Annotated in this window: 19 protein-coding genes and 1 pseudogene; 10 read left to right on the top strand and 10 right to left on the bottom strand. The window is 74.4% G+C overall.

The window, feature by feature from the left end; all coding sequences use genetic code 11:
* Nucleotides 1–17: 17 nt before the first annotated feature.
* Entirely contained in the window at nucleotides 18–458 is a 441-nt protein-coding gene (locus tag ACTWP5_RS03575) for a Fur family transcriptional regulator (RefSeq protein WP_443219196.1), read from the bottom strand.
* A gap of 355 nt (nucleotides 459–813) precedes the next feature.
* On the opposite strand from ACTWP5_RS03575, the gene ACTWP5_RS03570 reads away from it, so the two are divergent.
* Nucleotides 814–1,578: an SDR family oxidoreductase gene (locus ACTWP5_RS03570; protein WP_443219195.1), complete on the top strand. Its 765-nt coding sequence runs from the start codon at nucleotides 814–816 to the stop codon at nucleotides 1,576–1,578.
* Nucleotides 1,579–1,738: 160 nt separating this feature from the next.
* Here ACTWP5_RS03570 and ACTWP5_RS03565 read toward each other — a convergent pair whose 3' ends face one another.
* Complete coding sequence (locus tag ACTWP5_RS03565; protein ID WP_443219194.1) at nucleotides 1,739–2,302, bottom strand: FABP family protein; 564 nt, start codon at nucleotides 2,300–2,302, stop codon at nucleotides 1,739–1,741.
* Between the two features lie 415 nt (nucleotides 2,303–2,717).
* Between ACTWP5_RS03565 and ACTWP5_RS03560 the strand changes: the two genes are divergently transcribed.
* Complete coding sequence (locus ACTWP5_RS03560; protein ID WP_443219193.1) at nucleotides 2,718–3,080, top strand: DsrE family protein; 363 nt, start codon at nucleotides 2,718–2,720, stop codon at nucleotides 3,078–3,080.
* A 238-nt stretch (nucleotides 3,081–3,318) separates the two neighbouring features.
* Here ACTWP5_RS03560 and ACTWP5_RS03555 read toward each other — a convergent pair whose 3' ends face one another.
* The 6 genes and pseudogenes from ACTWP5_RS03555 to ACTWP5_RS03530 all read right to left on the bottom strand — a co-directional run.
* Nucleotides 3,319–3,603, bottom strand: coding sequence for a DUF1416 domain-containing protein (locus tag ACTWP5_RS03555; RefSeq protein ID WP_443219192.1), 285 nt, complete (start codon nucleotides 3,601–3,603; stop codon nucleotides 3,319–3,321).
* A 62-nt stretch (nucleotides 3,604–3,665) separates the two neighbouring features.
* Nucleotides 3,666–4,505: a sulfurtransferase gene (locus ACTWP5_RS03550; protein WP_443219191.1), complete on the bottom strand. Its 840-nt coding sequence runs from the start codon at nucleotides 4,503–4,505 to the stop codon at nucleotides 3,666–3,668.
* Between the two features lie 138 nt (nucleotides 4,506–4,643).
* The gene (locus ACTWP5_RS03545) at nucleotides 4,644–4,766 is read right to left on the bottom strand and encodes a hypothetical protein (RefSeq protein ID WP_443219190.1); all 123 of its coding nucleotides are present in this window, start codon (nucleotides 4,764–4,766) and stop codon (nucleotides 4,644–4,646) included.
* Between the two features lie 149 nt (nucleotides 4,767–4,915).
* The gene (locus tag ACTWP5_RS03540; RefSeq protein ID WP_443219189.1) at nucleotides 4,916–5,626 is read right to left on the bottom strand and encodes an LmeA family phospholipid-binding protein; all 711 of its coding nucleotides are present in this window, start codon (nucleotides 5,624–5,626) and stop codon (nucleotides 4,916–4,918) included.
* 147 nt (nucleotides 5,627–5,773) lie between these two features.
* A complete protein-coding gene (locus tag ACTWP5_RS03535; protein ID WP_443219188.1) occupies nucleotides 5,774–6,619 on the bottom strand; it encodes a hypothetical protein in 846 nt (281 codons plus the stop codon).
* A gap of 71 nt (nucleotides 6,620–6,690) precedes the next feature.
* Nucleotides 6,691–6,948 (bottom strand): annotated as a pseudogene (locus tag ACTWP5_RS03530) (MoaD/ThiS family protein); the annotation flags it as partial.
* A gap of 236 nt (nucleotides 6,949–7,184) precedes the next feature.
* On the opposite strand from ACTWP5_RS03530, the gene ACTWP5_RS03525 reads away from it, so the two are divergent.
* The 6 genes from ACTWP5_RS03525 to ACTWP5_RS03500 all read left to right on the top strand — a co-directional run bounded on the left by ACTWP5_RS03525 (nucleotide 7,185) and on the right by ACTWP5_RS03500 (nucleotide 14,910).
* The gene (locus ACTWP5_RS03525) at nucleotides 7,185–7,937 is read left to right on the top strand and encodes a response regulator transcription factor (protein ID WP_443219187.1); all 753 of its coding nucleotides are present in this window, start codon (nucleotides 7,185–7,187) and stop codon (nucleotides 7,935–7,937) included.
* 232 nt (nucleotides 7,938–8,169) lie between these two features.
* The gene (locus ACTWP5_RS03520) at nucleotides 8,170–9,204 is read left to right on the top strand and encodes a LacI family DNA-binding transcriptional regulator (RefSeq protein ID WP_443219186.1); all 1,035 of its coding nucleotides are present in this window, start codon (nucleotides 8,170–8,172) and stop codon (nucleotides 9,202–9,204) included.
* 120 nt (nucleotides 9,205–9,324) lie between these two features.
* Nucleotides 9,325–10,248, top strand: a complete 924-nt coding sequence (locus tag ACTWP5_RS03515; RefSeq protein ID WP_443219185.1) for a S1C family serine protease — start codon at nucleotides 9,325–9,327, stop codon at nucleotides 10,246–10,248.
* Between the two features lie 27 nt (nucleotides 10,249–10,275).
* Complete coding sequence (locus tag ACTWP5_RS03510) at nucleotides 10,276–11,046, top strand: response regulator transcription factor (protein WP_443219184.1); 771 nt, start codon at nucleotides 10,276–10,278, stop codon at nucleotides 11,044–11,046.
* A complete protein-coding gene (locus tag ACTWP5_RS03505) occupies nucleotides 11,043–12,608 on the top strand; it encodes a HAMP domain-containing sensor histidine kinase (RefSeq protein WP_443219183.1) in 1,566 nt (521 codons plus the stop codon). Before ACTWP5_RS03510 ends, ACTWP5_RS03505 begins: the two co-directional genes overlap by 4 nt.
* A 181-nt stretch (nucleotides 12,609–12,789) precedes the next feature.
* Nucleotides 12,790–14,910, top strand: coding sequence for a glycosyltransferase (locus ACTWP5_RS03500; protein ID WP_443219182.1), 2,121 nt, complete (start codon nucleotides 12,790–12,792; stop codon nucleotides 14,908–14,910).
* 463 nt (nucleotides 14,911–15,373) lie between these two features.
* Here ACTWP5_RS03500 and soxR read toward each other — a convergent pair whose 3' ends face one another.
* Nucleotides 15,374–15,892, bottom strand: coding sequence for a redox-sensitive transcriptional activator SoxR (gene soxR, locus ACTWP5_RS03495; RefSeq protein WP_443219181.1), 519 nt, complete (start codon nucleotides 15,890–15,892; stop codon nucleotides 15,374–15,376).
* An 88-nt stretch (nucleotides 15,893–15,980) separates the two neighbouring features.
* On the opposite strand from soxR, the gene ACTWP5_RS03490 reads away from it, so the two are divergent.
* Nucleotides 15,981–16,829, top strand: coding sequence for a metallophosphoesterase family protein (locus tag ACTWP5_RS03490; RefSeq protein WP_443219180.1), 849 nt, complete (start codon nucleotides 15,981–15,983; stop codon nucleotides 16,827–16,829).
* Nucleotides 16,830–16,911: 82 nt separating this feature from the next.
* Nucleotides 16,912–17,589, top strand: coding sequence for a 4'-phosphopantetheinyl transferase family protein (locus tag ACTWP5_RS03485; protein ID WP_443219179.1), 678 nt, complete (start codon nucleotides 16,912–16,914; stop codon nucleotides 17,587–17,589).
* Between the two features lie 79 nt (nucleotides 17,590–17,668).
* Here the strand turns inward: ACTWP5_RS03485 and ACTWP5_RS03480 are convergent, their stop codons facing one another.
* The gene (locus ACTWP5_RS03480; RefSeq protein WP_443219178.1) at nucleotides 17,669–19,477 is read right to left on the bottom strand and encodes a bifunctional metallophosphatase/5'-nucleotidase; all 1,809 of its coding nucleotides are present in this window, start codon (nucleotides 19,475–19,477) and stop codon (nucleotides 17,669–17,671) included.
* Between the last annotated feature and the right edge of the window lie 29 nt (nucleotides 19,478–19,506).

The raw sequence follows: 19,506 nt of genomic DNA, 5'->3' as shown, positions 1-19,506 counted from the left end.
CGGTGTGCCGCCTCCCGCTACGCCTGCTCCTCCGACTCCCGCGTCGCGCAGTCGCGGCAGCGGCCCAGGATCGCGAAGTGCCGCATGTCCGTGTCGAAGCCGAACGTCTCGCGCAGCCGCGTGGTGAGCGGCTCCGCGACGTCCATGTGGGCCTCGATCACGCGCTTGCAGTCGCGGCACTTCAGGTGGATGTGGTCGTGCCGCTCGGCGAGGTGGTACGTGGGGGCGCCGTGGCCGCCGAGGTGGGCGTGGGAGACGAGGCCGAGCTCCTCCAGCAGGTCGAGGGTCCGGTACACCGTCGAGATGTTGACGCCGTCGGCCGTCCGGCGGACCTCGGTGAGGATGTCGTCCGGGGTGGCGTGCTCCAGCCGGTCCACGGCCTCCAGCACCAGCTGCCGCTGCGGGGTCAGCCGGTAACCGCGGTTGCGCAGGTCGGTCTGCCAGTCGGTGCTCACCACGGCTCCAGTCTAGGCCCGTGCAAGCGGCACGGACCCCGTCCGAGGGGATCGACGGGGTCCGTGCGTAGGAGGCGACTCCTATGGTGCTGCCTCGCGCGTCAAAGTTCCGTAAGTGCCACGCGCGTCGTGACGCCGCGCGAGCCCGCGCGGTGACGTGGGAGGGCGCGGCGCGAGGGGGAGGAGGCGGGCCGGGGAGCGGACGAGACGGGGTGGGGCGGGCGGAGATGCGGGGATACGGGGAGATGGACGGCCGTTGTCGGGATCGTCGTCGGCTCCTCGTGCGAGGATGCAGGCGAGGAACCGGGCGTCGAGGTGTGGCGCTGGGCAGCAGACGGGCGCGCCGAAGGGAGCTGGGATGGATCTGGGACTGGCCGAGCGGGTGTACGTGGTCACCGGAGGCAGCAAGGGTCTGGGGTTCGCGACCGCCGCCGCGCTGGTGGCCGACGGGGCCCGCGTGGTGGTCGCCTCGCGTGACGAGAAGAACATGGCCGAGGCGGTGACCCGGCTGGAGGAGCAGGGAGCGGCCGGCAGGGCCGTCGGCATCGCCGCCGACCTGGCCGACCCCGAGGCGGCCACCCGGCTCGCCGACGCCACCCTCGCCCGCCACGGGCGGCTGGACGGCGCCCTGATCTCGGTGGGCGGCCCGCCGCCGGCGCGCGCGGCCGACGCCACCGACGGCCAGTGGCGCGACGCGTTCGAGACGGTCTTCCTGGGCGCGGTGCGCGCGGTGCGCACGCTCATCCACCAGATGCCGGCGGGCGGCGCGATCGGCCTGGTCCTGTCCACCTCGGTGCGTTCCCCGATCGCGGGCCTCGGCCTGTCCAACGGGCTCCGCCCCGGCCTCGCGATGGTGGCCAAGGACATGGCCGACGAGTTCGGGCCGCGCGGCATCCGCGTCTTCGGCCTGATGCCGGGACGGATCGCCACCGACCGCATGAAGGAGCTGGACGACAGCAGCGGCACCAACGCCAGGAGCGAGGCCATGGCCTCCATCCCGCTGGGCCGCTACGGGGACCCGGCGGAGTTCGGCCGCACGGCCGCGTTCCTGCTCTCGCCCGCCTGCGGGTACGTGACGGGCTCGGTCATCGCCGTCGACGGCGGCGCCACGCGCTCGCTCTGAGCCGCGCGCTTCGAGGCGCGCGCTTCGAGCCACGCGCCGACGCCGTTCGGCCGGGTTCGAGCGGTCCGCCCCGCCCCACGCGGGCGGGCGGACCGTCGTGGCCCCGCCGTCGCCGTACGGGCGACGCGGCCCGTCGGGCGACGGGCTCAGCCGTCGCGGCTCACCGGAAGAAGGCGATGCCGTCGTCGGGCAGGTCCCCGAGGTCGGCGATCCACTCGCGGGGATCGACGGCCTTCTTCAGCTGGGCGGACATGTAGGGCCGCAGCGGCGTCTCGGGGGTCGCCTTCTCGCCGACCCAGAGCAGCTCGCCGTTCACGTACCCGTAGAGCCGCTTCCCGCCGGTGTAGGCGGGGGCCGACGGCGTGCGCGCCACGGCGTCCGTGACGAGGTCGATCTGGGGCTTGCCCTCGGCCAGCTGGCCGTACCAGACCTCGGCGACGCCCTGGTCGCGGACGATGACGGCCTCTATCTGGCGCTCCGCGCCGACGCGCCAGTATCCGTGCTCGGACTCCACGGGACGGGTGCGGTTCCCCTCGGCGTCGAGCTCCCAGGTGTGGGAGGCGTACGCGAGGAAGTCCCGGCCGTCGTGCGAGAAGGTGACCTGCTGGCCGACGTTGCAGGGTTCCTCTCCCGGGAGGTCGGCGACGCCCGCGCCCTGCCAGGTGCCCAGCAGGAAGACGAGGGGGGTGAGGTCGGGGTGCAGGTCAGAGGGGATCTCGATCATCGTTTCAGCGCTGTCCCTGGTAGAGCTTCATCACCACGAGCCCGGTGAACGCGGCCGTCCCGGCCCCCACCAGGACCATCAGGGTGACGAAGAAGGCCTCAAGCACGTGCTCTCCGTGTCAGCTCGTATTTGGCTGGGATTTTGGTCACCAACCGAGTTTAGATCCACAGGGCGGGGGAGGCTGTCTGACGGGCGAGCCGCCGGCCTGGCGCCTCGCCACGTGCGTTTGACCGTTTTGTGATCACGGGAGCTGAACGCGGATGGTGCGGCGTGCGTCTCATCGCGTGGAGAGGATGTGATCATGAATTGCCCTAACTGTGGCGCAGTCATGCTCCAAGGACCTCAGGGCGACTGGGTCTGCGGCAACTGCGGCCTCATCCGTTAGCCCCGAGGTTTTCCCGGTTACGGTGACGCCATGGCCGAGAAGCTGGTGATCAAGGTGACGGCGGGGGCGGACGCCCCCGAGCGGTGTTCGCAGGCGTTCACGGTGGCGGCGTTGGCCGCCGCCAGCGGAGTGGAGGTCTCGCTGTGGCTGACCGGGGAGTCCGCGTGGTTCGCGCTTCCCGGCCGGGCGGCCGAGTTCGAGCTGCCGCACGCCGCGCCGCTGCCGGAGCTGATCGACGGCATCATGGCCGGCGGCCGGATCACGCTGTGCACCCAGTGCGCGGCACGCCGGGGGATCGAGAAGGAGGACGTGACAGACGGGGTGCGCATCGCCGGCGCGCAGGTCTTTCTCAGCGAGATCATGCCGGACGGAGTGCGTGCGCTCGTCTACTGAGACGAGAGACCAACATGACCCACGCACGTGTCAAGGGGAAAGCCATGGGGGACGAGTAGAGGTCGGGGGGAGACCCGACAGGCGTGAACGGGGACAGCAGGGCCGCGCCCCCGCCGTTGGCTTCAAGCCAACGGCTCGCGGGGACGCGGCCCTCGTGTTCGCCTGTCGCTCGTGTCGCTCGTGTCGGGCAACGGACCTGGTCCGGCGGTCGGCCGGACGACGGCCCGTCGGACGGTGGTCAGACGGAGATGGTGACCTCGGTCAGGCCGCCGCTCTGGGCGACCACCCGACGGTCGGCGGTGGCCCCCGGCACCAGCGCCCGCACGGTCCACGTGCCCTCGGCCGCGTAGAACCGGAACTGGCCGGTGGCCGAGGTCGGGACCTCCGCCGTGAACTCTCCGGTGGCGTCCAGCAGCCGGACGTACCCCGTCACCGGCTCGCCGTCGCGGGTGACCGAGCCCTGGATGGTGGTCTCACCGGGCCTGGCGGCGGCGTCGGGGCCGCCGGCCTTCGCTCCACACATGGCGCGTCGCTTCCTGTCGTGTGCGGTGCCGCGCTGTCGCGGCCCCGCGGTCGTGCGGGTGGTTACTTGGCCGGGCCGGTCTCGACCGGAACGCCGACGAGGGAGCCGTACTCGGTCCACGAGCCGTCGTAGTTCTTGACGTTCGGCTGGCCCAGGATCTCGTGCAGGACGAACCAGGTGTGGGCGGAGCGCTCGCCGATGCGGCAGTAGGCGATGGTGTCCTTCTCCAGGTCCACGCCCTCCTCCTGGTACAGCTCCTTCAGCTCCTCGTCGGAGCGGAAGGTGCCGTCGTCGTTGGCCGACTTCGACCAGGGGATGTTCCTGGCGCTCGGCACGTGGCCCGCGACCTGCGACTGCTCCTGCGGCAGGTGGGCCGGCGCCAGCAGCTTGCCGCTGAACTCGTCGGGGGAGCGGACGTCGACCAGGTTCTTCACGCCGATGGCGGCGACGACCTCGTCACGGAAGGCGCGGATCGAGGTGTCCTGCGGCTTGGCCGTGTACTCGGTGGCGGCGCGGGTGGGCACCTCCTCGACGAGCTCGCGGGCGTCGAGCTCCCACTTCTTGCGACCGCCGTCGAGCAGGCGGACGTCGGCGTGGCCGTAGAGCTTGAAGTACCAGTAGGCGTAGGCCGCGAACCAGTTGTTGTTGCCGCCGTAGAGGACCACGGTGTCGTCGTTGGCGATGCCCTTGGCCGACAGCAGCTTCTCGAAGCCGGCCTGGTCGACGAAGTCGCGGCGGACCGGGTCCTGCAGGTCCTTGCGCCAGTCGATGCGGATGGCGTTCCTGATGTGGTTCTTGTCGTAGGCCGAGGTGTCCTCGTCAACCTCCACGAGCACCACCTTGGGGTCATCGAGGTGGCCGGCGACCCAGTCGGCGTCCACCAGGACGTCACTGCGGCTCATGCTGTTCTCTCCTTCAGCGATCGAGCGATGAGGCGGGGAAGAGGGCCGTACCTTCGGGCACGGCGCCCGCGGCCCGGATCAGGGCGGTGGGGGGCACCCGCGCCGGGTGCGGGCGGGAAGGCAGGAAGGCACACGGCGTCAGCCGTCGCTGCCGCGGTGACGACAGAGCATGGCGGCGACGCGGCAGAGATCAACGTCCCGCCGCTTCGTCAGTCCCCCGGCGGGGAGTCCCCCGCTGGGGAGGCCGGCTCGTCGCGTCATGCCGCGATCGTACGGACGCGATGGCGCGCGTGTCATGGGAGTACCGCATCATGAGACGAGCTCGCCCATACTGTGAGACAAACGCGCCGGCCGTCCACCTGGGCGACTCCCGGGCGGACGGCCGGCGCGAGGGGCCCGCCGCGCCTCGTTCAGCCCGCGAGGACCACGGCGGTGCCCGAGGCCACCAGCTCCAGACCCTCGTCGCTCGGGGTCAGGGAGTCCACCGTCAGACCGTTGGGCAGGTTGCTGATCGTGCGCTCGACGGTCAGCTGCTCGCGGGCCGCCTCCGGCACGCTGTCGGGGAGCATCTCCTCGCCGACCTCCAGCCTGACCTGGTCCCCCTCCAGCACCAGCTCGCCCGTGACATGCCCCACGGTGAGGTTCTGGCCGAGCATGCTGGCCCGCAGGTTCACCCGCAGCAGCCCGTCGCCCGCGTGCTCGAAGGCGACCGAGAAGCCGTTGTCCTCGCCGCCCAGCAGCCGGCCGTACGCCTCGGTCATCTCCTCGTAGGGGATCAGGCCGGTGCCCTCGGCCTCGGCGGCGGTCGCCGAGCTGTACCCGTCGGAGAACTCCACGTCGTTCAGGTCGATGTCCAGATCCCGGACGGTCACGGCCTCGCCGTCCACGTGGGCGTCGTAGGAGTCGACGCCCAGCGTCACCTTGTCCAGGCTGCCGCCGAGCATCTGGGTGAGGAACGGGAAGCCCTTGATCGAGACGTCCGGCTCCTCGGCGAGCGTCAGGGTGTCGCGCGTCCGGGAGGCCACCTCGCCCTGCGCGATCGCGACCGCCACCCGGTCGGCGATGACGAAGAGCACGACGAGAATGCCGAAGACGATCAGACTGATCCGCAGCGCGCGCATGACCGTTTCCCCCAGGATGAGCGACGGAAGTGCCGTGAGCGTAACCCGGCCGTAGCCCCCGACCCCGCGTGGGTACGGGCTTGCAGCAGTGCCGTTACAGCACGCCCCACACGGCCGTCACACCACCGTCACCCGGGGAGACGGGGGTCACACGAGGAGGCGGGCCAGCGGATAGACGGCGGGGGCGGCGGCGGTCAGGGGCAGCGCCACCCCCGCGGTGAGGTGGACGAAGCGGGAGGGGAAGTCGTAGCTCGCCACGCGCAGGCCGACCAGCGCGCAGGCGCCGGCGGCCAGGCCGAGGCCCGCGCCCCACAGGCCGGTCAACGCGTCCGCGTCCCCGCCGCCCGCGTCGCCTCCGACGCCCGCGGCCTGGGCCACCGCGCCCGTCGCCGCCGCCGCCGCGAGCGCCAGCACCACGGAGACGACCCCGGGCGCCGGCACCGCCCGCGCCAGCGCCGCCACCGCGACCGCGAGACCCGTGACGACCACCACCGACTCGGCCACCTCGACGGCGGCCAGGTGACCCACGGCCACCACGGTCAGCAGGGTGGCCGCGGCCGTCGCGGTCAGCGAGGCCAGGCGCTCCTCCGAGGAGCCGTGGTGGCGCAGCTGGAGCAGCAGCACGAGCAGGTACCACAGGCCCAGCGTGCCGAGCAGCCCCTCCGTCGCCCGGTCCTCGGGGGCCAGCAGCAGCGCGGCGTCGGCCGCGAGGCCCCCGGCGAAGGCCAGCGCGATGCCCTGCCGGGCCGGCCACATGCCGTTCAGCCGGAACCAGCCGGCGGCCGTCACCGCCTGGAGCACCACGACCGCCGGCAGCAGCCCGGCCTGGCCGAGCGTGGCGCCGGCCGCGAGCAGCCCGGCCAGCACGGCGGTCAGCAGCGCGGGCAGCGGACCGGGGCTGATGATCGGCGAGCGCGCGCGGTGGCGGGCCCGCGCCCTGGGCGCCCCGGTGGCCGCCGCCGGGCCGCTCGTCGCCCCACCGGCCCCGCTCACCGCGATCCCCCGTCACTCGTCCGGGCGACATCGGGGGTGACACCGCCCGACGCGCGCAGCGGCGGCTCGCTGCCGCCGGCGAAGGGCGGCAGCGCCTCGATGGTGGCGCCCTCGGGCAGCGTCACCGCCTCGTGCGCGCGGGAGCCGACCTGCGTGCCGTCGACCAGGAACGAACAGCGTGCGAGCACCCGCGCGAAGTCGGGCCGGTCGGCGTGGCGGACGCGGGCCGCGGCCAGCGCGTCCTCCAGCGTGGCGGCCTCGTACGCCTCCTCCGCCGTGCCGGCCGCGGCCTTCGCCGCCGCCCAGTAGCGGATCGTTCCGCGCGCCATCCGTGCCCTCCCGCCCTGCGGTGCGTTCATCGACCGTTCCCCAGGGTGTCACGCAGGTCACGCCAACTGCCGCGCACCACCCCCCTGCGCGCTCGGAAGTGTTTCGGATATGCTGCGGAGTGAATGAGGATCCGGGCACTGGTGCCAACCCGGGTCCTTTCGCGCTTTCTGGGCAGAGCCGCTCACGTCGTCCAGTCGTCCCCGCCGCGCAGGACCGAGGAAGGAACCGCCCCGTTATGAGCTCGCTGCTTCTCCTGACCAACGCCCTCCAGCCCTCCTCCCAGGTACTGCCCGCCCTCGAACTGCTCCTCCACAACGTCCGCGTCGCGCCCGCCGAGGGCCCGGCCCTCGTCGACGCCCCCAACGCCGACGTCATCCTCGTCGACGGCCGCCGCGACCTGCCGCAGGTCCGCTCCCTGTGCCAGCTGCTGCGCTCCACCGGTCCTGGCTGCCCGCTCGTGCTGATCGTGACGGAGGGCGGCCTCGCCGCCGTCACCGCCGACTGGGGCGTGGACGACGTGGTCCTCGACACCGCCGGGCCCGCCGAGGTGGAGGCGCGGCTGCGGCTGGCCACCGGCAGGCAGCAGCTGTCGGCCGACGACTCCCCGATGGAGATCCGCAACGGCGACCTCTCCGTCGACGAGGCCACCTACAGCGCGAAGCTGCGGGGCCGCGTGCTCGACCTGACCTTCAAGGAGTTCGAGCTCCTGAAGTACCTCGCCCAGCACCCGGGCCGCGTCTTCACCCGCGCCCAGCTGCTCCAGGAGGTCTGGGGCTACGACTACTTCGGCGGCACCAGGACGGTCGACGTCCACGTCCGGCGGCTGCGCGCCAAGCTCGGCCCCGAGCACGAGTCGCTCATCGGGACGGTGCGCAACGTCGGCTACCGCTTCGTCGTTCCGGAGAAGGAGCGCGCGGAGGACGAGCGTGCCCGCGCCGTGACGCGTGAGGCGGAGCAGGTCGTCAAGGAGGCCGCGCGCCGCTCCTGAGCGCGCGCCGCTCCCGTTCGAACGCTCGCGCCCGGCAGCTTGTTCGGCCTTCGGCGGGGCCCGGCGTTGTGCCGGGCCCGCCGCCGTGTCCGGTCCCCGGAGGGTGGCGGGACCCACCGGACAGGCTCTGGGCGGGACTGGGCGGCCTCGGTCGTGATGTCCGGTGGGAGGTTCCGTGTCCGTATAACGGTCGCCGTATCCCATGGGGTGGTTGCGCGCGTAGACTTCGCCCGTGGCCAAGGTGACACGGGACGATGTCGCGCGACTGGCGGGGACCTCCACCGCCGTCGTCAGCTATGTCATCAACAACGGGCCGCGTCCGGTGGCCGCCAGCACGAAGGAGCGGGTGCTGGCCGCGATCAAGGAGCTGGGGTACCGGCCGGACCGGGTCGCCCAGGCGATGGCCTCCCAACGGACCGACCTGATAGGCCTGATCGTCCCCGACGCGCGGCACGCGTTCTTCGCCGAGATGGCCCACGCCGTGGAGCAGGCGGCGGCCGAGCGCGGAAAGATGGTCCTCGTCGGCAACTCGGACTACCGCGACGAGCGTGAGGTCCACTACCTGCGGGCCTTCCTCGGCATGCGGGTCTCCGGACTGGTGCTGATCAGCCAGGGCCCCAGCGAGAACGCGGCGGCCGAGATCGACGCCTGGGACGCCCGCGTCGTGCTGCTGCACCGCCGTCCCGAGGCCGTCGACGAGGTGGCCGTCGTCCTCGACGACGTCGGCGGAGCCCGGACGGCCACGGAACACCTCCTCGGCCACGGGCACCCGTACGTGGCGTGCCTGGGCGGCCTCGACTCCACGCCGGAGAAGGGCGACCCCGTCACCGACCACGTCACCGGCTGGCGGCAGGCCATGGACGCGGCGGGCGTCGGCACCGAGGGCCGCCTCTTCCAGTGCGCCTACAACCGCTACGACGCGTACCACGTCGCGCTCCGGCTCCTGGCGGGCCCGCACCGGCCGCCGGCGCTGGTCTGCGCCACCGACGACCAGGCGATCGGCGTGCTGCGCGCGGCGCGGGAGCTGCGGATCGACGTGCCGGGCGAGCTGGCGGTCGTCGGGTTCGACGACGTGAAGGAGGCGGCGTTCAGCGATCCGCCGCTGACCACCGTCGGCTCCGACCGTGAGGCGATGGCGCACGCCGCGGTGGACCTCGCCATCGGCGACACCGCGGGTCCGACGGGCCCGGCGGGCCCCGGCACGCGGGTGCGGCAGTTCCCGGTCACGTTGAAGGTGCGCCGCTCCTGCGGCTGCGACGGCTCCTGAGGCGGGCCGCGTCACCCGCCGCGGGGTCTCTCGGGGCGGAATCTCTCGGGGCGGAATCTCTCGGAAGAGTCTGAGCTGACCCTCAGACTCCTCTCATCTTCCCGCCGCACCCTCGGGTGCATGACCGAACAGCAGCTCCTGGACAACCAGCCGGACCAGCCGCGGCGGCGGCACCGCGGGCCGGGGCGGCGCGGGCCCGGCAAGGCGTCGCTGGCGAGTGCGGCCGTCGCGCTCGCCGTGGTCGCCGCGGCCGTGACGGGCGGCGCGACCGCGGCGTTCGTCTCCGACGCGGTGCGCGAGACGGCCGCGGGCGCCTCCGACGCCGTCTCCTCCGGCGGCAACGCCACCGCGAGTGGCGTGGCCAGCGGCGGGGGCGAGGGCACCGTCGCCTCCGTGGCGGCGGCCGTCGCCCCCAGCGTCGTGGAGATCACCACCGCCGAGGGCTCGGGCGGCTCGGGCGTCGTGCTCACCGAGGACGGCGAGATCCTCACGAACAACCACGTCGTCTCCGGTGCCACGACCGCCAAGGTGACCCTCCACGACGGCAGCACCGCCACGGCGACCGTCACCGCCACCGACCCCGACACCGACCTCGCCCTCCTCCGCGCCGAGGACGTCTCGGGGCTCACCCCGGCCACCTTCGGCGACTCCGACGACGTGGCCGTCGGCGACCAGGTCGTGGCGATCGGCTCGCCCCAGGGCCTCAGCGGAACCGTCACCTCCGGCATCGTCTCCGCGCTCGACCGCGAGGTCACCGTCGAGCGGGAGGACGGCCAGGACGAGCAGGGGTGGCCCTTCGGCTCGGCCGGCGGCCAGGGCGGCGGCTCGGAGACCACCACGTATGAGGCGATCCAGACCGACGCCTCCCTCAACCTGGGGAACTCCGGCGGCGCGCTCGTCACCCTGGACGGCCGGGTGATCGGCATCAACTCCGCCATCCGCACCGACTCCTCCGACTCCGGCAGCGTCGGCCTGGGCTTCGCGATCCCCAGCAACACCGTGAGGGAGGCGCTGCGTGGGATGGGCTCACAGAACGTGGTCTGACGCTCCCGGGCTGCGAGACTCGTCGTGATGAGTGAGGTGTCCCGGGTCCTGATCGTCGACGACGAGCCCGCCGTCCGCGAGGCACTGCGCCGCTCCCTCGCCTTCGAGGGCTACGACACGGCGACCGCCGTGGACGGCGTGGACGCCCTGGCGCTGCGCGAGACGTACGCGCCCGACGCGATCCTGCTCGACGTGCTGATGCCCCGCATGGACGGACTGACCGCCGCCCGCCGGCTGCGGGCCGCCGGCGACCGGGTGCCGATCCTGATGCTGACCGCCCGCGACACCGTGGGCGACCGGGTCACCGGCCTCGACGCGGGCGCCGACGACTACCTCGTCAAGCCGTTCGAGCTCGACGAGCTGCTCGCCCGCCTCCGCGCGCTGCTGCGGCGCGGCGGGTACGCGGCCGGCGTCGGCCGCCCGGGCGTCGGCGGCGTCGGCGGCTCCGGCGGCGTCGGCGGCTCGGGTCCGGGTGCCGGCGGCGTGGCGGCGGAGTGGCTCGCGTTCTCCGACCTGCGGCTGAACCCCGCGACGCGGGAGGTGACGCGCGGCCAGCGGCCCGTGGAGCTGACGCGGACGGAGTTCACCCTGCTGGAGCTGCTGCTCGCCCACCCCCGGCAGGTCCTCACCCGCGAGCAGATCCTGCGCGCCGTGTGGGGCTTCGACCACGAGCCGAGCTCCAACTCCCTCGACGTCTACGTCATGTACCTGCGCCGCAAGACGGAGGCGGGCGGCGAGCCCCGCCTGGTGCAGACCGTGCGGGGCGTCGGGTACACGTTGCGCGAGCCCCGCACGTGACGGGGCCGCGTGCCCGCTTCGCCGCCCTGCCGCTGCGCTCCCGCCTGGCGCTGCTGACGGCCGTCGCCGTGGCGTTGGCGGTGGCGGTCTGCGCGACCGTGGCGTGGTTCGTGGTGCGCGGGCAGCTGCTGACCTCGCTCGACGGGCAGCTGCGGGAGGGGGCGCCCGAGGCGGTGCCGGTGGAGCGGGCGGTGAGGGACGGGCTCTGCCGGGAGGAGCCGGCGGACCTGCCCGACGACCGGCTCACGCCGTTCCCCTCCAACACCCTCCAGGTGGTCGACGTCCGCGGCAACCGCTGCATCCTCAGCGGGTCGGTCCTGCTGGAGACGAGCGAGGCCGACCTGGCCGTGGCCGCGCGGCGCGGGACGGCGTCGTTCCACAACGCGGAGGGCACCGACGGCGTGACGTACCGCGTGTACACCCAGCACGTCGGGGGCACGCCCGGGCTCGCGGTGTCCGTGGCGCGCCCGCTGACCGAGGTCAACGACCCGCTCCGCTCGCTGGCCCTGGTCCTCGCGCTCGTCGCGGCGGCCGGGGTCGTCGGCGCGGCGGGCGTGGGCGTGCCGTTGGCCCGCGCCGGGCTGCGGCCGGTGAACCGGCTGACGGAGGCGGCGGAGCACATCGCCCGCACCGAGGACCTCAGCGTGCGGCTGCCCGTTCCCGCGTCACGCGGCGGCGGGGATGGCCGGGACGGTGGGGACGGAGGGGGTGGCGCGGCCGACGACGAGATCGCGCGGCTGTCCCGCGCGTTCAACGCGATGACCGCCGCGCTGGCCTCCTCGCGGGAGCTCCAGCAGCAGCTCATCGCGGACGCGGGGCACGAGCTGCGCACCCCGTTGACGTCGCTGCGCACCAACATCGAGCTCCTGGCGCGCAGCGAGCGGCTGGGCCGCCCGCTGCCCGAGGAGGACCGGCTGCCGCTGCTGGCGTCGGTCAGGGACCAGATGGCGGAGCTGACGGCCCTCGTCGGGGACCTCCAGGAGCTGTCGCGGCCCGCCGCCGCCCCGGGGCGGTTCGAGGTGGTCGGGCTCCACGAGGTCACGGCGCGGGCGCTGCGCCGGGTGCGGCCGCGGGCGGGGGGCGTGCCGCTCGACGCGGAGCTTGAGCCGTGGTTCGTGCGGGCGGAGCCGGCGGCCCTGGAGCGGGCGGTGGTGAACCTGCTGGACAACGCGGTCAAGTTCGGCGCGCTCGGCGGCGCGGCCGGGGGCGGGCCGCCCGAGGGCGCGGCCGGGGGCGCGGCCGGTGGCGGGGTCCGCGTGCTGCTGAGGGACGGCGTGCTGCGGGTGCGCGACCACGGGCCCGGCATCGCGCCGTCCGACCTGCCCCACGTCTTCGAGCGCTTCTGGCGCTCCGAGGACGCCCGTGCCCTGCCGGGCTCCGGCCTCGGCCTGTCGATCGTGGCCCGCACGGTCGCGGCGTGCGGGGGACGCGTCGTGCTCCGGCCCGCGCCGGGCGGCGGCACCGAGGCGGAGCTGTCGCTGCCGGGCGCGCCCGTGCCGCCGCCCGCCGCGGGGGACGGCGGGACCGGCGGCCCGGCCGCCGGGGCGGGGGAGTGGGACTGACGGGACTGACGGGCCGGCCGGGGCGGGGCGGGGCCCTCCTGCTGCCGCATGGTGGGCGTCGGGGAGCCGTATCGACGGCGTATGGAACGCGTCAAGGAGGGACGGAATGCCCTTGACGCTCCCGTCGGCGGGGACGGACCGTTGCAGCGTTGCCGTCGCGAGAGCGCAGGGATTGCAGCGGGTGAAGATCGTCTTCCTGGTCACCGACACCGTCGATGTCAGCGACTCCGGCCGCATCGACCCCACCGCCCGCGCGACCGCGGCCCTCGCCGCCGCGCTCCGCCAGGACGGCCAGGGCCCCCGCGTGGAGCTCGCCACCGTCGCCGACGCCGGCCCGTGGCGCGCGGCGCTCGACGAGGCGCGGGCCGAGCAGGTGGACGTGGTGCCCGTCGGCCCCGACCCCCGCCGCCTCGACGCGTTCCTGCGCCGCACCGACGCGGACGTCGTCATCGCCTCCGACCCCGGGCTGGTCGCGGCCCTCGCGGAGCACGGCCACAGCCGCTACGTCCGCATCGGGCAGGAGCACCGCGGCCTCCACGCCCTCGGCCAGGACGCGCGCGACCGGCAGCTGGCCGCGATCCCCGAACTCGACGCGTTCGTCACCTTCTCCGAGACCGACGCCGCCCGCCACCGCGCCGCCCTGCCGGAGGGCGCCGCCACCCGCGTGGTCGCGATCCGCGGCTGCGTGCCGGCGTCCGGCCTCGCGCCGGCCAGCGGCTCCTCCCGCGTCATCATCGCGGCCGGCCCCCTCACCCCCGACCGGGGCTACGACCGGCTGATCGACGCGTTCGCGAAGGTCGCCTCGCAGCGGCCCGGCTGGAGCCTGCGCATCCACGGCGGGGGCAGCCTCGCCGAGCCGTTGCAGCGGCGCATCGACGAGCTCGGCCTCTACAACAGGATCCGGCTGATGGGGCCCCTGCCCCCGGCGGAGAAGATGGAGACCGAGTGGATCAAGGGCGCCATCGCGGCGGTCTCGACCGTCGAGGCGGCCGGCGAGTCGGTCGGCCTGACGGCGCTGGAGGCGATGCGCTGCGGCCTGCCGGTCGTCACCACCGACTGCGCCTGCGGGCCGGCCGAGGTCGTCACCCACGGGCTCGACGGGCTGCTGGTGCCGGTGGACGGCGGCAGCGACGCCCTGGCCGCCGCGCTGCTGCGCCTCATCGACCACCCCGACGAGCGGCAGGCCATGGCCGAGGCGGCGCTCGCCACCGCCGCCCGCCACAACCCGGCCGGCGTCGCCCGCCGCTACGTCGCGCTCGCCGAGGAGCTGCTGCGCCACTCCGGCCACCGGGCCCGCTGGCTGCGCGGCGCGCTCGCGCGGGCCGCGGCGCCCGCCACGCGGATGCGCCCGGTCGCGGCACGGCCCGCGCGGGCGCCCCGCACGCGGGGCCGGTGCGTCGTCGGGGACGACGGCTCGCTCGCCGTGGAGCTGGACGCCGCGACCCTGCCCGTGGACGCGGGGCAGCTCGACTTCGTCGCCGAGCAGCGGGAGGCGCCGGGCGGCAGGCAGCGCATCCGCATCCCGATCCGGCGCCGGCCAGGACAGGACGCGTCGCCGCACGTCACGGTGGTGCTGGAACGTTCCGCCAGGGTGCTGCCCGAGGGCCGGTGGGACTGCTACGTGGAGCCGCGCGACGAGGGCCAGCGCCGCCGGGTCGCCGCCGACGCGATCGACGCCGCGGCGCTGGTGACGCTGCCGCCGACGGTGGACGAGCACGGCGTCGCCTGCTGGCTGCCGTACACCACGAGCGAGGGCGACCTGAGCCTGCGGACCTGGCTGCGGCGTGCCCACGCCGAGGTGGAGCAGATCCTGGTGGGGGAGGAGTCGCTGACCGTCACCGTCGCCCTGCTGGGTCCCGGCCTCCGCGGCCACGGCGCCGGCGCGCGCGGCGGCTCATGGGGCACGCGCGGACAGGGCGCGGGGGAGGCGCGGGCCGTCGCCACCTCCCGTTCCCGGGGCGGTGGGGAACTGTCGGTGCCGCTGCGGATGCTGCCGCCCGCGGCGGGGCGGCGGGGACACGCCACGCGCGCGGAGTTCGCCGTCCGCTACGAGGACGTGCTCGTGCGGCGTGGCCACGGCGGGCGCGACGTCTGGGACCTGCGGCTGGAGTTCGCGGGGTCCGGCGGGTGCGGCGTGCCCGTGGGGCGCATCAGCGGCGACTCGATCAACCGCACCAACACCGAGAGCTTCCCCGCCGTGGTGCGGGGCGGCACGCGGCTGCGCCCGTTCTTCACCGCTCCCCACGGGCTGGCCCTCTCGACCGAGTCCGTCGTGTCCGAGCCGCCCGCCGCGTCCGAGTAGCCCGTCGCGTCCGAGTAGCCCGTCGAGCCGACGGAGTCCGACGGAGCCCGGCGGGTGCGTCGAGGCCGCTGACCCGACGCGACCTCGCGGACACGCCCTGGCGGCGGGGCCCGCGACTCCCCACCCGCTGCCGCGTGGCGTGGGGGTCCGCCCGGCTTCGCGGTCCCGCGGGGTCCGCGGGCGAGCCTCGCTGCCGGGGTGCCCCGGCCCCGGAGGAGACGGGGAGCACCGCGTAGGACGCGAGGACCGAGCCGACGCGACGTCGCCGACGCGCCCCGGCGGCGGGCTTGGCGACAGTCCTGAAGGCTGTCCGTCATCCCCGGTGGATCAGGGAGCGGCGTCCTGTGGCTTCGACGGTGAGGCGGAGGAGGGAGTCAGCCCGGCAGGCTGGCGACCGACGACAACGTGGCTGGGGGAGACGCCGCAGGGCGTCGCGAGCCCGCCGGGGAGCGTGGGACAGCCTTCAGCGGCAGGCGGCCCGGGTGTCCGCCGCGGTGTCCGCCGTCGTGTCGGCGCACGACGGGGCGTCGGCGTCCAGCAGCCGGCGCGGCCCGCTGCCCTGGGCGGCGCAGACGTCGTACGGGTTCGCCAGCATGCAGCTCTCCAGCGACAGGCAGCCGCAGCCGATGCACTCCGTGAGGTTGTCCCGCAGGCGGGTCAGCTGCCGGATGCGGGCGTCGAGGTCGGCGCGCCAGTGGCCCGAGAGGTGCGCCCAGTCCGCGCGCGTGGGGGTGCGGGACTCCGGCAGCCGGTCGAGGGCGGCGCGGATCGTGGTCAGCGGCATGCCGACGTTCTGGGAGACGCGGATGAACGCGACCCGGCGCAGCGTGTCCCTGCGGTAGCGGCGCTGGTTGCCGCTGGTGCGGCGGCTGCTGATCAGGCCCTGCTCCTCGTAGAAGCGCAACGCCGAGGGTGCGACGCCGCTGCGCCGCGCCAGCTGTCCGATGGTCAGTTCCTTCGCGATCGTCTGAGCACTCCGCATGGGCGTCAGCCTAGCCGAGACCTCAACCATCCTTGAGATTTCCTCGGTGAGGTAGGTTGAAGCAGCTGACAGGGAGAGGGAGTTGCAGGTGGGGAAGCTCGTCGCGATCAGCGATCTACACGTCCGGTACGACGAGAACCGGCAGATCGTCCAGCGCCTCCGCCCCGAGTCCGACGACGACTGGCTGATCGTGGCCGGCGACGTCGGGGAGGTCGGCGCCGACGTCGAGTGGGCGTTGACCCTCCTCGCCGAGCGGTTCGCGAAGGTCATCTGGGTCCCGGGCAACCACGAGCTGTGGACCACCCCCGACGACCCCCTGACGCTCCGCGGTGAGAAGCGGTACCTGCACTTCGTGGAGTTCTGCCGTGGCCTCGGCGTCGTCACCCCCGAGGACCCGTACCCGGTGTGGGAGGGCGAGGGCGGCCCGGCCGTGATCGTGCCGCTGTTCGTCCTCTACGACTACACCTTCCGGCCCGCCGGCACCTCCACCCAGGCGGAGGCCCTGGCCGTGGCCGAGGCGGCCGGCATCGTCGGCACCGACCAGTACATGCTCCACCCCGACCCGTACCCGAGCCGCGAGGCGTGGTGCCGGGCGCGGGTGGCGGCGACCGAGGCCCGGCTCGACGCCGAGCTGCCCGAGGGCGTGCCCACCATCCTCGTCAACCACTTCCCGCTCGTCCGCGAGCCCACGAGGATCCTGCGGTACCCGGAGTTCGCCCTGTGGTGCGGCACCGAGGCGACCGCCGACTGGCCCGCCCGGTACCGCGCCTCCGTCGTCGTCTACGGGCACCTCCACATCCCGCGCCTGATCTGGCACGAGGGCGTCCCGCACCAGGAGGTCTCGCTGGGATACCCGCGCGAGTGGCAGCGCTGGCACGGCGGGCGGACACCCGGCGAGGTCGTGCCGATCATGCCCTCGGAGGAGATGGGGCGGTGAGCGGGCGCGTCGTGCGAGTCATGCGGGTCGGGCGGGTCATGCGAGTGAGGCGAGTGAGGCGAGCGGCGGGGGAGCGGGAACGGTGATCAAGGAGTTGCTGCCGCCCGAGGTGGCGGCCGAGGACGTCTTCGGTGCCCAGCCGGTCCAGCCGGGCGACCTCTTCCCCGAGGAGGAGGCGCACGTGGCGCGCGCCGTCGACAAGCGGCGGCGCGAGTTCTGCACGGTCCGCGTCCTGGCCCGCACCGCGCTGGCCCGCCTCGACGGGCCGCGAGTGCCGCTGATGCCGGGCGAGCGCGGCGCGCCGGGGTGGCCCGAGGGCTTCGTCGGCAGCATGACCCACACCACCGGGTACTGCGCCGCCGTGGTGGCCCGGCGCACGGAGCTGGCGTCGGTCGGCATCGACGCCGAGCCCAACGAGCCGCTGCGCGAGTCCGGCGTGCTGAACATGATCAGCCTCCCCGTCGAGCGGCCCCGGCTGGAGGCGCTCGCGGCGCGGCGGCCCGAGGTCTGCTGGCCGAGGCTGCTGTTCAGCGCCAAGGAGAGCGTCTACAAGGCGTGGTATCCGCTGGCCCGCCGCTTCCTGGACTTCGACGAGGCCGACATCGTGCTCCGCGAGGACGGCACCTTCCACGCCCGTCTCCTCGTGGAGGGGCCCGAGCTCAACGGCAGGCGTGTCGACGGCTTCTCCGGCCGTTGGATGAGCCGCGGCGGCATCCTCGTCTCCGCGATAGCGGTCCCCCACCGCCCGGTCTCCGCGTAGGAGCCGGGGCGGGGGACCGCCGCGTCGGCCGGCCCTCGGTCGGCCGTCGGTCAGCCGTCGTGCGCGCGGGTGCGCGCGGTTACTGGACGACCGTGACGCGGTCCGCCGCCGGGGCCGGCAGCGGCGCGTCCGGGGAGGAGACCTCCCCCAGGTACGCCGCGAACGCGGCGAGGTCGTCGCCGCCGACCACCGGGTTCCCGCCCTCGGCCAGCGTCGGGAAGCCGTCGCCGCCGCCGGCGAGGAAGGAGTTGACCGCGACGCGGTAGGTGGCGGCCGGGTCGAGCGGCTCGCCGCCGACCGTCACCGTCTCGGCGACGATCCGGTCCGCGCCGGAGCGGGTGAGGTCGAGGGTGTAGCTCAGTCCCTCCGAGGGCTGGAGGATCTTCGGCGCGGCCTCGTTGGCGCCGCTCACCTGCTCGCGCAGCACCCCCAGCAGCTGCTCGCCCGTCAGGTCCACCAGGTTCACCGTGTTGGCGAACGGCTGCACCGAGAACGCCTCCCCGTAGGTCACCACCCCGGCGCCCTCGTCGCCCGAGGGCGCGAAGTCGAGGTCGGCGCGGATGCCGCCGGAGTTCATCAGCGCCAGGTCCGTCTCCGGGTCGACGCCGCGGGCGTACGCCAGCTGGGCGTCCGCGATCAGGTCGCCGAGCGGGGACTCGGGGGCCTCGGCGCCGGGGCCGAGCACGTCCTCGGCGATGTGGCCGATGGGCTCGTCCGAGACGGGCGCGGCCAGCTCCTGCCAGAACGCGATCAGGTCGTTCAGATCCCGGGCCGGCCGCCGCTCCCGGTCCACCACGACGTTGGTCCCGGCGACCGAGGCGCGCACGATGTCGTCGGTGCGGCGGTCGTAGCGCATCGACAGCTCGGTGAAGAGCCGGCCGTTGGAGGCGGCCGAGGTCACCAGGCGGTCGTTGCCCTCCGGGTCGGGGATGGTGCAGACGTAGGGCTGGTGGGTGTGGCCGGTGACCAGCGCGTCCACGCCCGCGTCGATCTCCTTCGCGATGTCGACGATCGGGCCCGAGAGGCCGGAGCCGGGGCCGTCGGCGTCGCAGTCGTTGTTGTACGCCTCCGAGGCCGGGTATCCGCCCTCGTGGATCAGCGCGACGACCGCGTTGACGCCCTGGGCCTCGAGCTCCGCGGTGTAGCGGTTGATCGTCTCGACCTCGTCGAGGAAGGCGAGGCCCTCGATGCCCTCCTGGGTGACGATGTCCCGCGTGCCCTCCAGCGTGACGCCGACGAAGCCGACCCTCACCCCGCCGGGGAAGCGCTGGACGGTGTACGGGTCGAGGACGGGCTCGCCGGTGTCCTCGTCGACGACGTTCGCCGCCAGGTACGGGAAGTCGGAGCCCTCGAAGGTGCGGCCCTCGACGTAGCAGCCGTCCTCGGGGTGGCAGCCGCCCTCGCGCAGGCGGACCAGCTCCCGCCACCCCTCGTCGAACTCGTGGTTGCCGACGCCCGCGACGTCGAGGTCGAGGGCGTTGAGCGCCTCGATGGTCGGCTCGTCGTGGAAGAGGCCCGACAGCAGCGGGGAGGCGCCCACCATGTCGCCCGCCGCCACCGTCGCGGAACGGCGCTCGCCCTCCCGCGCCTCGCGCAGCGCGCTGGCCAGGTACGCGACGCCGCCGGCGTCGATCGGCTCGGTCGTGCCGTCCTCGTGCTCGTGGGTCACGCGCCCGCCGGAGCCGGTGGGCGGCTCCAGCGCGCCGTGGAAGTCGTTGAGGGCCAGGATCTGGAGGTCGACGGTGCGGCCCCCGCCCTGGCCCTGACTCCCGGAGTGGGGTGCCGCCTGGGCGTCGTTCCCCGCCGTCAGCCCGGCGGCGAGGGCGGCACCGGCGACCACGAGGGCCACGGCCGAGGCGGCAAAACGCCTGAGTACGCGTGCGTGCATGCGCGGCACCCTAGTGGCTACGCGCGTAG

It is taken from the genome of Streptomyces sp. 4N509B (assembly GCF_052245655.1).
In the GTDB taxonomy this organism is placed as follows: domain Bacteria; phylum Actinomycetota; class Actinomycetes; order Streptomycetales; family Streptomycetaceae; genus Streptomyces.
This window is presented reverse-complemented; position numbering and strand designations above follow the sequence as displayed.

What these genes read in the sequence shown, in the direction of transcription:
- ACTWP5_RS03565 (WP_443219194.1), bottom strand. Translation starts at nt 2,302, where the DNA reads ATGATCGAGATCCCCTCTGACCTGCACCCCGACCTCACCCCCCTCGTC.
- ACTWP5_RS03555 (WP_443219192.1), bottom strand. Translation starts at nt 3,603, where the DNA reads ATGTGTGGAGCGAAGGCCGGCGGCCCCGACGCCGCCGCCAGGCCCGGT.
- ACTWP5_RS03525 (WP_443219187.1), top strand. Translation starts at nt 7,185, where the DNA reads ATGAGCTCGCTGCTTCTCCTGACCAACGCCCTCCAGCCCTCCTCCCAG.
- ACTWP5_RS03550 (WP_443219191.1), bottom strand. Translation starts at nt 4,505, where the DNA reads ATGAGCCGCAGTGACGTCCTGGTGGACGCCGACTGGGTCGCCGGCCAC.
- ACTWP5_RS03540 (WP_443219189.1), bottom strand. Translation starts at nt 5,626, where the DNA reads ATGCGCGCGCTGCGGATCAGTCTGATCGTCTTCGGCATTCTCGTCGTG.
- soxR (WP_443219181.1), bottom strand. Translation starts at nt 15,892, where the DNA reads ATGCGGAGTGCTCAGACGATCGCGAAGGAACTGACCATCGGACAGCTG.
- ACTWP5_RS03545 (WP_443219190.1), bottom strand. Translation starts at nt 4,766, where the DNA reads ATGACGCGACGAGCCGGCCTCCCCAGCGGGGGACTCCCCGCCGGGGGA.
- ACTWP5_RS03515 (WP_443219185.1), top strand. Translation starts at nt 9,325, where the DNA reads ATGACCGAACAGCAGCTCCTGGACAACCAGCCGGACCAGCCGCGGCGG.
- ACTWP5_RS03480 (WP_443219178.1), bottom strand. Translation starts at nt 19,477, where the DNA reads ATGCACGCACGCGTACTCAGGCGTTTTGCCGCCTCGGCCGTGGCCCTC.
- ACTWP5_RS03560 (WP_443219193.1), top strand. Translation starts at nt 2,718, where the DNA reads ATGGCCGAGAAGCTGGTGATCAAGGTGACGGCGGGGGCGGACGCCCCC.
- ACTWP5_RS03570 (WP_443219195.1), top strand. Translation starts at nt 814, where the DNA reads ATGGATCTGGGACTGGCCGAGCGGGTGTACGTGGTCACCGGAGGCAGC.
- ACTWP5_RS03510 (WP_443219184.1), top strand. Translation starts at nt 10,276, where the DNA reads ATGAGTGAGGTGTCCCGGGTCCTGATCGTCGACGACGAGCCCGCCGTC.